Genomic DNA, 13,426 nt, shown 5'->3' with positions numbered 1-13,426 from the left:
ATTACCCATTTCTGTTCCAAAACCTAAAGCAAACGTTTTCCATGACTAATAAATGACCACTTCATCAGCAAAAATGGGTGATTACGTCAAATCCGACGCAGATGCATATTGCCAATTGTGAAATATAAGTGTAAAAAACCGAGCAACATAATTTTCCATTAATCGAGGATTGGTTAGTGGTTATGTCTAGAAATTTACACATTATTAGCACAGGGGTTAAGGAAGTGTTAAAACAAAAGAATTTACTACAGAACATTGGTGTTCAAGTTGTGATTGCCATGGTACTCGGTACCCTCATCGGTGCTGTCATGGGTCACGATGCGACAATGTTTTCTCCATTGGGTGCCATCTTTATTAACTTAATCAAGATGTTAGTTATTCCTTTGGTCGCTGTTGCTCTGATTTCAGGTGCAGCTGGCCTAGGCAATAGCCACTCAGCAGGTAAAGTTGGTTTCGTTACTCTAGGTTACTTTGCAGTGACTTCTGCTCTAGCGGTTGTTCTTGCACTGGTTATGGGTGAAGTATTCCAACCAGGTATGGGTATTGATGTTTCTGGTGTTGAAGGCATGTTCTCAGCAGAATACGCATCAAAAGGTGAACTACCTACGTTTTGGGCAACGGTTATCGGTATGATTCCGACTAACGTATTCCAATCTTTGAACGACGCAAACATTCTGCAAATCCTCGTTTTCTGCTTGTTCTTAGGTATTGCCATTTCTAAACAAAGCCCAGAGAAACGCGATCCAGTAATCAACGGTGTAAACACTATCGTTGATTCAATGGTGTGGATGATCAACAAAGTGATGGTTATCGCTCCAATCGGCGTATTCGGTCTGATGGCTGAAGCTGTGGGTACATTCGGTTTTGGCGCGCTAATGGTGGTATTCAAACTGTTTGTTGTTTACACAGCCGCTATCCTGATTTTTGGTTTCATCGTTTACCCAGCAATGATTCATTTCTTCAGCAAAACTTCAGCTAAGAAGTTCATCAGCGCAATGAAGAAGCCACAAGCGGTTGCTCTTTCAACAGCATCTTCTATGGCAACACTTCCTGTTACTATGGACACCGTTGAGAAAGACCTAGGTGTACGTAACTCGACAGCATCATTCGTTCTGCCTCTAGGCGCAACGATTAACATGTCAGGTAATGCAATCTACTACGGTTTAGTTGCAGTTTTCTTTGCTCAACTGTTCCACATTGACCTATCAATGGGTGCTTACATTGCAATCATCGTGACTGCAACACTAGGTGCTGTAGGTCAAGCTGGTGTACCTGGTCCTTCATTCTTGGTTGTAGCGGTTCTTCTTGCTGCTGGCATTCCAATTGAAGGCCTACCACTGCTGTTCGCTCTAGACCGTGTCTTCGATATGATCCGTACTGCACTAAACATCACTGGTGATGCAGCTTGTGCAGTGATCGTTGATTCTATGATTGAAGATTCTGATGCTGAAAAAGTTTATCAAGATCAGCAAGCTTAACAGCTGAATCTCTAGTAAAAACCGCTCTAATGAGCGGTTTTTTGCTTTCAGCAACAAGATAGCCAAATTTGTAACTAAATCGCTAATGGCTATTCAGATGACAGAGCAAATTGAGTAGACTGTCGGCAACGAAAAGTTTGGATGTACCTACATAATGAAACAACTGATTGAGTTTATTCCTCTAATTATCTTCTTCGCGCTTTTTAAGCTATACGATATTTATGTCGCGACTGCTGCGTTGATCGCTGCAACTGCCATTCAAGTCGCTATTTCGTACTTCGTGTACAAGAAAGTGGAAAAAATGCAGCTCATTACCTTTGCTGTTGTCGCCATCTTTGGTGGTATGACGATTTTCCTTCACGATGACAACTTCATTAAATGGAAAGTGACCATTGTTTACACAGTGTTTGCTCTTGGCCTGACTATCAGTCATTTGATGGGCAAATCAGCAATCAAAGGTATGTTAGGTAAGGAAATCACTCTGCCTGACAGTGTATGGTCGAAAGTAAACTGGGCATGGGTTGCCTTCTTCACTATCTGTGCAGTCGTTAACATCTATATTGCTTATCAATTGCCTTTGGATGTCTGGGTTAATTTCAAAGTGTTCGGTCTTCTTATCGCAACATTTCTCTACACCCTGCTGACTGGCGTTTATATTTACAAACATCTTCCTAAAGAGCAGAAAAATTCTAACCAATAGATAGTCATACATGACTCTTAGGGGTTAATAAGCCGCAGAATTTACTGCTATAATGCCCTCTTTTCTGACAGCGACTTGGTAACACGGTCGCTGTTTTGTTTACTACGGAATTTGAAATGAGTCAGGAAGTCAGTTCCCCTAAAGGCCAACTATTACTTAGAACCGTTGCTATGCCAGCAGACACCAATGCAAATGGTGATATCTTTGGTGGTTGGATTATGTCTCAGTTGGACTTGGCCGGCGGTATTTTAGCGAAAGAGATCTCTTCTGGTCGCATAGTTACCGTCTCTGTTTCCAGTATCGCGTTTAAAAAGCCAGTGAAAGTGGGTGACGTGGTCTGCTGTTACGGTGAATGTACTAGGATTGGCCGCACTTCTATGTCGATTAACTTAGAAGTTTGGGTGAAGCCCGTTAAAGTTGACGGCATAGGTGACCGTTTCCAAGTATGTGAAGCCACATTTAATTATGTCGCGATTGATTCCGATGGACGCCCTCGCCCGATTAACGCAGGGAACTGATCACAGAAATATCACCATCAAGGTTTAAATATTGCCAAGTTTCAGTACATTAGTTGCCGGTAACTTGCAGTTTCAGTCATTAATAAGGATATGGATTATGTGGTATGTCATTTTTTCTCAAGACGTTGAGAACTCCTTGGAAAAACGCATGAGTGTTCGTGCTGCGCACTTAGAACGCTTACAAGTTCTTCAAGATGAAGGCCGTTTGCTGACAGCGGGTCCTCTGCCTGCCATCGATTCTGAAAACCCAGGTGAGGCAGGTTTCACTGGCTCAACTGTTATTGCTGATTTCAACTCATTAGAAGAAGCAAAAGCATGGGCAGACGCAGATCCCTATGTGGCAGCAGGTGTTTATGCTAATGTCATCATCAAACCGTTCAAAAAAGTATTTTAGTATGAAAAAAAGTACCGCTGGAATTATCGCTTTCGGCTTAGTTCTGCTTTCAGGTTGTAGCTCTAATTCAGACAACCAGAGAAACCTTGAACTACTTGCGGATAATAGAGCCAGCCTGCTGAGCGCTGAACTGCCTTTAGAGTACGGCCCACTCAATATCATGCGTGCGACTGCCAAAGGCACCACCATTGAAATGATGATGGTTTATAACGCTGATGATAAAAATGCCAAACCTGTAACTCAGGTTATGCAAAGTAGCATCCAAACCTTTTGCTCAGACAAAAATATCAAAGCAAACCTCGAAGTGGGTTTAAGTTACCGAATCAAAATGCGTAACACTCGTGGACAACTGATGGTGGATGAACTCATCACGCAGCAAACTTGCGCTTCACAATAGCTTTGTTCTCTAAAAATGCTTTGTTCTACAAACAAGGGCTCACATGAGCCCTTGTTTGTTATTCCAACTTGTAATTAAGCTGCGTCACTTTGTGCTTCTTCGCGCAAGGTTTTTGCCGCTAACACCATGTTGATCAGTGATGCTTCCACTTCTTTCCAGTTACGAGTTTTCAGACCGCAATCAGGGTTTACCCATAATCGTTCTGCAGGGATCTTGGCAGACGCTTTACGCAGTAGGCCTTCAATCCATTCCTGTGTTGGAATGTTTGGCGAGTGAATATCGTAGACACCCGGACCAATTTCGTTCGGATAATTGAAATCTTCAAAGGCTTTCAGAAGTTCCATGTTCGAGCGTGAGGTTTCAATCGTAATCACATCTGCATCCAGCGCTGCCACTGAGTCAATGATCTCATTGAATTCGCTGTAGCACATATGTGTATGAATCTGGGTTTGCGGTGTGGCGCTTGCCGCAGAGATCTTGAATGCTTCCACTGCCCAATCTAAGTATGCCTTGTGGTCACGCTTCTTCAGAGGCAATCCTTCGCGAATCGCCGGTTCATCAATCTGAATGATATTAATCCCTGCATCTTGTAAGTCAGAGACTTCGTCACGTAATGCCAGTGCCAGTTGCTGTGTGATTTCTTTGCGGCTGATATCTTCACGAGGGAAAGTCCAGCACAAGATTGTGACAGGCCCCGTTAACATACCTTTCATCTTCTTATTGGTTAGTGATTGAGCATAGCTTGACCATTCAACAGTGATTGGTTTTTCACGTTCAATGTCTGCAACCACAATCGCTGGCTTAACACAGCGAGAGCCGTAACTTTGTACCCAACCAAACTGAGTGGTTTGGAAGCCTGACAGGTTTTCAGCAAAATATTCAACCATGTCGTTACGTTCCGCTTCGCCATGTACTAAAACATCCAGCCCCAAAGCCTCCTGACGCTTCACTGCATCTGCTATATGCCCTTTTAGCGCTGAAATATACTCAGCTTCTGGTAATACCCCTGTTCGAAATGCACTGCGTTGAGTGCGAATTTCGCTGGTTTGCGGGAATGAACCTATGGTCGTGGTTGGGAACAATGGTAAACCCAGTCGCTTCGCTTGTGTCACTGCACGCTGTTCGTACGGTTCACTACGCTGCGCTAAAGATGCAGTGATAGTGTTCACTCGCGATTGCACTTGCGGCTTGTTCACATGCGTTGCGGTTTTTCTATCTACGATAGGCAAGCTGTAAGTATCACAAGCCAGAATCGCTTCTTGGTCGCCATCTAATGCTCGTCCAAGTAGCGCGACTTCGGTGACTTTTTGCTTGGCAAACGCAAACCAGCTACGTACTTCTGCTGAGAGGTTTTGTTCGAGTTCTAAATTCACCGGGCTGTGCAGCAGTGAGCATGAACTCGCAATCCAAAGGCGATCACCCAACTTATCTTTTACTGGCTGCAATCTGTTACGCAGGTTACCTAAATCTGCACGCCAAACGTTCCTGCCGTTAATAGCACCCACTGACAACACCCACTGTTGTGGCAATTTCTCTAGTACACTTTCTAACTGCTGTGGCGCGGCTGAAATGTCGATGTGAAGACCGTTTACAGGCAGTGCAACGATTTTGTCCAATGTATCAATCACCGAATCAAAGTAGGTCGTTAGCAGCACTTTTACATCGCCTTGTAGTACCTGATACGCCAGCTTAAATGCATCTTGCCATTGGCTTTCTAACTCAAGTGACAGTACTGGCTCGTCAATTTGAACCCACTCTACCCCTTGTTTAGCCAACTTAGACAAAATGTTTTGATAAGCCGTCAGCAAACGTGGAAGCAAAGTTAAACGGTCAAAATTATCTTCCACTTCTTTACCCAAGTAGAGATAACTCACAGGCCCTAAAAGCACAGGTTTTACGTTTGCACCTGTTTTCACCGCTTCGTTGACTTCTTCAAATAGCTGCGGCCAGCTCACTTCAAACTTATCATCAGAACTAAATTCAGGAACGATGTAGTGATAATTAGTATTGAACCATTTGGTCATGTCCGATGCCGCACTGCCGCTACAACCGCACGAGTTTTGCGACTGACCGCGTCCTACGCGGAAAAGCGTATCGAGATCTGGAAAGCTATCTTTGTTATGAGATAGATGATGGCGAGCAGGAACATGTCCAAGCAGCAAAGTAGTTGTAAGAACATGGTCATACCATGCAAAATCGCCTGCTGTCGTAAAGCTTAAACCCGCTTCTTTTTGTAAAGCCCAGTTGTTGTGGCGGATTTCGCTACCTACCGCTTTTAGCTCTTGCTGAGTGATATCACCACGCCAGTATTTCTCTAGTGCAAATTTAAGTTCGCGTTTTTCACCAATACGTGGATAGCCCAAAATATGTGTAATTGTCGCCATGTGATCGTTCCTTCTATTAAGCTGAGGTTAGACACGAAAGATGTCTGGATGGCTAAACTATCTCGCTAACCGCTCAATGAAACAATCAACTAATATTCAACTTGTTTATTAAAAATATTCATACACACCAAACCTGCTTAACGAGCAAGGCTGCACCCCAACCAGAAGTGACGTTGACCATCACTGTGTAAACGGCCTTTCCGTTACCACAAACAGACTAATCCTACATACAGCAAAATCCACACAGACCTAAAATAGTGAGTTTAGTTTTAACCCCCATTTTGAGTTTGAGTGATGAAAAAAATCCTGCTAACAGTATTAGTTAGTTTATGTCTGGGCATATTATTGAATGCGCTGCATCTCGCAGTGATCACTAATGGCCTTGTTAAACAAAAAATACACGACTTCAATAACTTCATTTCTGTGTTTGATGCTGCGCGAGACAAACTGCATATTACGGCAAGCAATATTGAATCAGAATTGAGCAAAGAGCAGGATGCTTCCATCGTCGAGAAACAAAATCGAGATGTAAAATATCTATTTAACGACAACACCATTGATCTTACCGATGTGAGAACACTCGATACTCTGACACAGCTCTACAACAGCGCTCCAGAGTTTGTGAATAGCCGTTATGTTAACGCTCTTAGCTACCTTTCATTCCACTCTAAATCTATCTTCTACAGTGTGAAACCAACCGGACGCTCGACTTACAAAGAAGAGATCAAATGCAGCACTTCCGAGTACTGTTCGTTCCTTTACGACAATAGTAAATCGAGTACTGGTGCCTACACTTACGACATTTTCGAGAACACTCAAGCTGGCGGAATCACACTGACGCTTTCCACCGCAATTACGCACAACGGTGAAAAAACAGGTAGTTTGGTTTTAGATATCCCAGTTAACGAAGCCTTTAACACTAAGGTATTGATTGAAAAGAAATATGAGAATGGGAAGAACATCTATGTGTTCTCAACCACTAAGAATCCTCTTTTCAACTATCACGAAAACTACAACATCGACCAAAAGAACATTCTTAGGTTAAAAGTTTCGTATCTTGAGCTCTGGTTAAGCAAAGCCTACTTAACGGTTGTGTATTCGCTGATCATCTTCTGCATTATCTTCATGATCATCAACAAGCGTGATTTCGACAAAATGACCCAGAACATGGTTGAACGAAAAGAAGCGTTCTACGATGAAGGTATAAAAACCTACCGCTTTGAGATAACAAAAACTCGCCATTTAGAAGATGTCGTCAACGGCAATGAAGTAAACTCTCTGATCCTAATTAAGTATGATTTGGATGAAGCCAAAGAACATAACGCTCATTTGGTCGCACAAAAATTCATGGTGGATACCGTTAGTTCGTTTATCCGAGCAAGTGACTATCTGATCAAGAATCCAAAACACGAAGATGAGTTGATCATGCTGCTGCCTAAATGTTCAACTGAAAACGCAACTAAGATATTGAACAAGGTTTTCTACAACCTTAATGAAGAAACCTACTCAGATAAAAAACTGAAACTCAAAGCAACACGTGTCATTGCCAACCTTCAAAACACCGCAAGTATTGATAACTTGCTTTCTATCGCTCAAAAAGAAGTGATTAAAGAAGGAAATGAGCGCTAACCTCTCTCCTTCCTCTTTCCCCACATACACAAAAGCTCTGCGATTGCAGAGCTTTTTATTTGAGCGTTAATAATTTCATTGTTTAGCTGACAGTGTTCGCATTTCGTTTTTGCATAAAGAACTCTGCCAACTCAAAATCAACAGCGTTATCGATATCAAAAGATACATGATTATCCATAACGTAAGAAAATGATTTTGAGGTGTATTGAATCAGCTTGCGTTGCTGAAGTATTTTGATATCAAAAATGTATAAGGCACCATTGAGTCGATAATACGTGGCTAATTCTTGAGAACGTTTCAGCGCTTCGGAGGAAATGAACTCGCCCATAGAGCCATCTTCAGGCAATGTATTAGACCACAACGGCGAATGTTCACAAGGAGTCACAGAGACCACGGATTCTGCTTGCTTGTTTGTATACAGCTCTAACGCTTCATCAATGTGGTCAGCATCGCGCAAAGGAGAGGTCGGTTGAAGAAGTACAAGCACATCAAATTCTGAGCCGTATTTGTCCAACACATCAAGTAAAACGTCTACAGTTGTCGCCGTATCTGATGCTAAATGGGCGGGACGCAACTCAGGAACATCAATTTCATATTCCCATGCAATATCGGCAATTTGTTGGTCGTCAGTGCTAACAAAGACTTCATCAACATACTGACTTTGTTTAGCAGCATCAATAGACCATCCAATCAAAGGTTTCCCGCATAAAGGTAGTACATTTTTTTGGGGTAGACGTTTACTTCCGCCTCGGGCAGGAACAATAGCCAATACACGTTTACCGTCAATCATCACACATACCCAAGGTATGAATATCCGTTTGTGCTCGATTGAAGTCATCCATGCGACCAATATCGAGCCAATATTCATGTATTGGGAACATCAAGACACGCTGTCGCTCGGCCATATGCTGCTCTAAAAGAGTAGGCATATCAATTCGTTGGTTTTTCTGAACAGATTTAATCACGCGCGGAGATACAACATATATACCCGCATTGACAAAGAAACGCTGAATTGGCTTTTCAACCATGTTAGTGATGCGGTTGCCTTCTCCGTTAATCACACCATAAGGAATTTGATAGTCGTACTCTCTAACACACATGGTGGCATCCGCTTCATTATTGACGTGAAACTTAAGAAGACTTTGGAAATCAACCTGTGTAAGTACATCGCTGTTCATCATAATAAGCGGCAAATCTTGTGGTAAATCGTCAGGCAAGAGACCTAATGCTCCACCAGTGCCCAAAGGCTGCTCTTCATGCACATATTGTATAGATACACCCAGTTTTGAACCGTCACCGAAATGGCGATGGATCTGTTCAGGCATGTAGTGAGTTGAAATGTAGAAGTTACTGAAACCAGCTTTGATGAAACTCTTGATAACAGTTTCTAATATCGGTTGCCCACCAACTTTTAACATCGGTTTAGGGCACTTATCAGTAAGAGGACGAAGCCTTGTACCAAAACCGCCCGCCATAAGAAAGACAGGGTTCTGATACTGTTTTTTGGTTAACGCACCATGCAAGGTTTCTAAACCTACTACATGACTAGCCTCATCGAGTAGAGGAACTGAAAGAATTTGTTTTTTCTTCATCAGCGCAATGAGCTGCTCTTTGGTTGTACCAAATCTGGCGCTGATTGGCTGACGATTCATGATCTCTGAAACGGGATCACTAAGTGTAAGATCTCTTAACAAGCCACGGCGAATATCACCATCACTGATCATGCCAACCAGTTTCCGGTCTTCTGAGACGGCCACGGCTACCCGCAGTGCTTCGGTATTAATAATTTCTAGTGCTTGTTTAATAGTACTGTGTTCAGAAACTAGCGTTTTTTGCCAGCTATGGGTCATCTTACACCTTCAGTTTACTCAATACTTATTTGTAGTCCCCCTTGCTCCGAAAACAATCGTTTTTGAATTCACTGATTGAGTCACCGTAGCTCCGGCTCCAATCACTGACGAATGAGAGATCTGCAAATTTTGAATAATGGTTGCATTAGCTCCGACAAAAACACCTTCCTCTGTTTTTACCTGTCCACAAAGAACTGCTTTTGGAGCTATATGGTTGTGTGCACCTACGTCACAATCATGCTCAACAAGTGCACCGCTATTAACTATGGTGTGTTTTCCAATACAAGCACCCGCATTGACTATCGCGCAAGGCAGTATTTGTACACCTTCCTCTATCACAGAAAAGGAAGAGACAATTGCGCTATCTGCGATTACAGTCTCAAATCGATACCCCAGAGACTCAAAATACTGGTTTACCGATTGTCGTAAATTCGACTCCGGCATCATTCCGATACCGTTGACTAGTAAAACGTCATCGGGCTTAAAGCTCAATGCATCCTTATCCTCTTTAAAGCGAGGAATATTCCGAAAAATTTGTCGTTGATTAGTATCATCAGGGCTAATGACCGCAAATATTTTTCTTCCTTGAGAAAGCAATATATCGGCTAAGACAGAAGCATGCCCGCCACCGCCGATGAGTATGATTGGAAGAGCAAGATCACTCATCAAGAAGTTCTCCTACGTGGTAATCTCTACTTGCTGTTCTACCTAACAGATCCCAATAGCAATATGGAGACATCCCTGAGCCAGGTCTTTTTGTTATAAAGTTATGTTCTGTAAGCGTTTCATCTTTTTTAATCAATTTAGCTGCAACCAAACTCTTTCTCGCAACTTGTTTGTTTTTGACTTCAGCCACTGTTGGCATTTTCACAGCTGAACCTAAGGCAGTTTCAATCTGACGAATCGCAGTAACCATTGCAGTTAGTTCTTGCGGATTAAGAGAAGCTTTATGGTCCGGACCTTCCATCTCTTTGTCTAAGGTAAAGTGTTTCTCGATGACTATTGCGCCACGAGCAACAGCAGCAATCGGAATAGTGATACCCTCACTATGGTCAGAATATCCCGCAGGTAAATTGAAGGTGCTTCCGAGTGTATCCATTGCTCGTAAGTTAATTTCGTTGAGTGGTGCTGGGTATTCCGTTGTGCAATGCAAAATAGTGACTTTCTCTTTCAATGCCCTCTGCCCCTCTGGTGACGAGTAGGCTTCCTGAAACGCCATTAGAGAAGGCTTAGCATTCACCTCTTTGATATAGCCAAAGGCAATCACACCCAGAGCCATTTCTATTTCAGCTAGTGTTGCCATTCCTGTAGATACAATAAGCTCACACCCAGTACGAGCATGCTCAAGAACTAACGGGGCGTTTGTAAGTTCACCGGAGGGCAACTTTAAGCGCTTGAGTCCCAAGTCATTGACCAAAAAAGCTAGGCTTTCTGAATCAAACGCTGTTGATAGAAACTCTATACCCAACTCGTGGCAGTACGCCACTAACTTGTGGTGGGCTTCGTAAGAAAGCTCTAAACGCTTTAGCATTTCCAACTGAGACTCTTTCTTTTGAGTATTAGCTACTTGGTACTCGGCTTGTGGTGCATCTTCCGTCACCAGATTTTTAGCTTTAAACGTTTGAAACTTAACCACGTCAGCGCCTGATTGATAAGCCGCGTCAACGAGCTTAAAAGCCAGTTCCTCGGAACCATTATGGTTAACACCTGCTTCGGCAATGATTAAGGTCATGTTCAGTCTTCCTTAGCTAAGTCGTAAAAGGTTTTGTGTGAATCAAAATCAGCCGTTTTAATTATGTCAATGACCAAGGCGCTGCTGTTGCCTTGACCGTATGGGTTAAAGACAACCTCAGTTGGTAACTTATACGAGCGACTTAAAGCCACTTGAATTGCTTTTGAAATAGACTCTGCATTGGCTTCTGCATGAATGACACTTTTTGCAGCGAGACGACCTTTTTGACGACAGCCAATATTAACCGTAGGTACATCAAACGAAGGTACTTCGATAATACCACTTGAAGAATTACCAATAACCGCACTTGCATGCTTCACCGCACTTAGATAACGAGCTTGTCCCAATGAAGGAATCGCAAGCACTCTACCTTTATTTGACTGGGCATATTGCTCCAAAATCGGAATAATTCGTCTACCGCCATCATCAGCATTTGGATAGGTCAAAATCACTTGGTAGTCTGGGTAATTATCCAACGCATCGGTCAGCGCTTGAAAACTTTCTTCGGGCGACTCATCCGCCAAAGTAACCGGATGATAAGTCACGACGACAAATGGGCTGGAGAGTTCGAAATTAAGTGATTCACTTAACTCCTTTAGTGACATAAATTTGCTGCGAACTAAATGATCTAAGCCAATCGCACCGATATTTTTCACTCGGGAAGGATGTTCGCCCAGTTGAATTACTCGCTGGCGGTACTCATCTGTAGAGGTGCAATGAAGGAAACTAAGCTTTGTGATCGCATGACGAATAGCATCATCATATGCTCCCTCAGTAAGCTCACCTCCATGAAGATGAATAATTGGAATCCTTAATATCATTGAAGTTTGCGCAGCAGCTAGCGCTTCAAACCTATCTCCCAAAATGATAATGACATCGGGTTGCAGCCTTGCGAGCGCGTCAGCAAAGCCAATAACACCCAAGCCAATACTTTTGGCTGTGCCTACGGCTGAATCAGAAGATAGGAGCATTTCGATTTTTTCATCGATATGAAACCCATCCTTCTCAATCTGCTTATAAGTTTCACCAAATTCCGGTGATAAATGCGAACCTGAAACCAACAACTGAAGCTGTAACTCTGAATCATTTTGAATGTCTTTTAAAAGCCAGAAGAGCAATCCATATTCCGCTCTGGTACCGGTAAAAACAGCTACTTTTTTCTGGATTTTATTCATATCAAAAGCTCTGGTTGGACGTTAAATGAATCGGTGTACTAGGCAAGTTCACCAAATGTGCTTCAATATATTCCGAATAGCTCAAGTCGCCCCGTAGTGCATGTTCAAACATAGGCAAACGATGCATGAGTTTCCATATAGGGCGAGTCATTACGCCATCGGCGTTAGTTTCTTTTAAGATTGACTCTCGAACAGCGGAATCAGGGCAGATAATGGCATTAAGCCAATAGTTAGATTGGGCATAGTCCGGCTCAGTGATGAAATGAGTATCGCTATTGGCAAAAAACGCCTGATACAACCCAGCTAATTTGCGTTTTTGAATTAAATAATCTTGCAAAACTTCCATCTGCGCACAACCAAGTGCCGCATTAATGTTAGGCATACGGTAGTTAAAACCAGCTTCATCATGGAAAAATTCATACGGATGAGGCACTTTCGCTGTCGTGGTAACATGTTTGGTATGTAGACCTGTTTCGAGTGTCTTGCATAGCACCATACCACCACCACCCGTTGTGATGATCTTGTTGCCGTTGAAACTTAAAGCACCAAAATCACCTATGGTTCCAGTGTGTCGATTTTTGTAGAAAGAACCCAAGCTTTCTGCCGCATCTTCAACTAATGAAATGTTCCAACTGCTACATACTCTGCTGAGTTCATCCAGCTCAACCGGGTGTCCAAAAGTATGCATTGGCACAACCGCTTTGATTCGTTGACCGGTCGCATTGTGGTAACACCCTACATCGCGCACTTCAGCATTTTCAAGCAAGTAGCTCTCGACTGCCTTTGGGCATAAACCCAAACTGGCTGGAGAAACATCGACGAAGATGGGCTCAGCGCCCATATGGTAGATAGCATTGCAAGTTGCAACAAAAGTCAGCGCTTGGGTGATCACTAAGTCGCCACGCTCAACGCCAGCCATGTAGAGTGCAGTGTGTAATGCAGAAGTACCGTTGACCGTTGCAACCGCTTTAGCGCAGCCTGTATAACTTTCTATTTGTTGTTCAAACTGGTCAACAAACTTACCCACACTCGATACAAATGTGCTTTCAATGGTTTCCATTACATAGTCTTTTTCTTTTACACCAAAGTTAGGTGTATGCAATGGAATAAAATCTTGGGTCTGATAAACATCTCTTACGAACTCAACGATAGCTGACGACTTCATACTT

At 42.9% G+C, this 13,426-nt stretch carries 13 protein-coding genes; 6 read left to right on the top strand and 7 right to left on the bottom strand.

All coding sequences use genetic code 11. From position 1 onward, the window contains the following. Window positions 1–182 precede the first annotated feature (182 nt). The 5 genes from P4S58_RS05260 to P4S58_RS05240 all read left to right on the top strand — a co-directional run bounded on the left by P4S58_RS05260 (window position 183) and on the right by P4S58_RS05240 (window position 3,487). Window positions 183–1,478: a dicarboxylate/amino acid:cation symporter gene (locus tag P4S58_RS05260; protein ID WP_042488308.1), complete on the top strand. Its 1,296-nt coding sequence runs from the start codon at window positions 183–185 to the stop codon at window positions 1,476–1,478. 154 nt (window positions 1,479–1,632) lie between these two features. Beyond that, entirely contained in the window at window positions 1,633–2,178 is a 546-nt protein-coding gene (locus P4S58_RS05255; RefSeq protein ID WP_102968825.1) for a septation protein A, read from the top strand. A gap of 116 nt (window positions 2,179–2,294) precedes the next feature. Continuing rightward, the gene (yciA, locus tag P4S58_RS05250) at window positions 2,295–2,696 is read left to right on the top strand and encodes an acyl-CoA thioester hydrolase YciA (protein ID WP_171137512.1); all 402 of its coding nucleotides are present in this window, start codon (window positions 2,295–2,297) and stop codon (window positions 2,694–2,696) included. A gap of 97 nt (window positions 2,697–2,793) precedes the next feature. Continuing rightward, window positions 2,794–3,090 (top strand): YciI family protein, encoded by a 297-nt coding sequence (locus P4S58_RS05245; protein WP_102968824.1) that lies wholly within the window; start codon window positions 2,794–2,796, stop codon window positions 3,088–3,090. 1 nt (window position 3,091) lies between these two features. After that, window positions 3,092–3,487, top strand: a complete 396-nt coding sequence (locus P4S58_RS05240) for a GspS/AspS pilotin family protein (RefSeq protein WP_102968823.1) — start codon at window positions 3,092–3,094, stop codon at window positions 3,485–3,487. A gap of 74 nt (window positions 3,488–3,561) precedes the next feature. On the opposite strand, the gene metE is transcribed toward P4S58_RS05240, so the two are convergent. Continuing rightward, window positions 3,562–5,871 carry a 5-methyltetrahydropteroyltriglutamate--homocysteine S-methyltransferase gene (gene metE / locus P4S58_RS05235; protein WP_102968822.1) on the bottom strand — a complete coding sequence of 770 codons (2,310 nt, stop codon included), beginning with the start codon at window positions 5,869–5,871 and terminating at the stop codon, window positions 3,562–3,564. Window positions 5,872–6,162: 291 nt separating this feature from the next. Between metE and P4S58_RS05230 the strand changes: the two genes are divergently transcribed. Next, window positions 6,163–7,500, top strand: coding sequence for a hypothetical protein (locus P4S58_RS05230; protein WP_337163075.1), 1,338 nt, complete (start codon window positions 6,163–6,165; stop codon window positions 7,498–7,500). Window positions 7,501–7,582: 82 nt separating this feature from the next. On the opposite strand, the gene P4S58_RS05225 is transcribed toward P4S58_RS05230, so the two are convergent. Genes P4S58_RS05225 through P4S58_RS05200 form a run of 6 tightly spaced genes read right to left on the bottom strand, consistent with a single transcriptional unit; the run spans window position 7,583 to window position 13,422 of the window. Beyond that, entirely contained in the window at window positions 7,583–8,290 is a 708-nt protein-coding gene (locus P4S58_RS05225) for an acylneuraminate cytidylyltransferase family protein (protein ID WP_102964361.1), read from the bottom strand. Then, the gene (locus P4S58_RS05220) at window positions 8,283–9,350 is read right to left on the bottom strand and encodes a nucleotidyltransferase family protein (protein ID WP_102964360.1); all 1,068 of its coding nucleotides are present in this window, start codon (window positions 9,348–9,350) and stop codon (window positions 8,283–8,285) included. The genes P4S58_RS05225 and P4S58_RS05220 overlap by 8 nt, the downstream gene beginning before the upstream one ends. A gap of 18 nt (window positions 9,351–9,368) precedes the next feature. Next, window positions 9,369–10,016 (bottom strand): acetyltransferase, encoded by a 648-nt coding sequence (locus P4S58_RS05215; protein WP_102964359.1) that lies wholly within the window; start codon window positions 10,014–10,016, stop codon window positions 9,369–9,371. After that, window positions 10,009–11,082: an N-acetylneuraminate synthase gene (neuB, locus tag P4S58_RS05210; RefSeq protein ID WP_102968820.1), complete on the bottom strand. Its 1,074-nt coding sequence runs from the start codon at window positions 11,080–11,082 to the stop codon at window positions 10,009–10,011. Before neuB ends, P4S58_RS05215 begins: the two co-directional genes overlap by 8 nt. A 2-nt stretch (window positions 11,083–11,084) precedes the next feature. Beyond that, entirely contained in the window at window positions 11,085–12,257 is a 1,173-nt protein-coding gene (gene neuC / locus P4S58_RS05205) for a UDP-N-acetylglucosamine 2-epimerase (RefSeq protein ID WP_102964358.1), read from the bottom strand. Between the two features lies 1 nt (window position 12,258). Then, window positions 12,259–13,422 (bottom strand): LegC family aminotransferase, encoded by a 1,164-nt coding sequence (locus P4S58_RS05200; RefSeq protein ID WP_102968819.1) that lies wholly within the window; start codon window positions 13,420–13,422, stop codon window positions 12,259–12,261. Window positions 13,423–13,426: the final 4 nt, after the last annotated feature.

The organism is Vibrio sp. Hal054 (assembly GCF_037162405.1).
Lineage (GTDB): Bacteria > Pseudomonadota > Gammaproteobacteria > Enterobacterales > Vibrionaceae > Vibrio > Vibrio diazotrophicus.
Note: the sequence above shows the minus strand (reverse complement) of the source record. Positions and strands in the feature narration are given on the sequence as shown.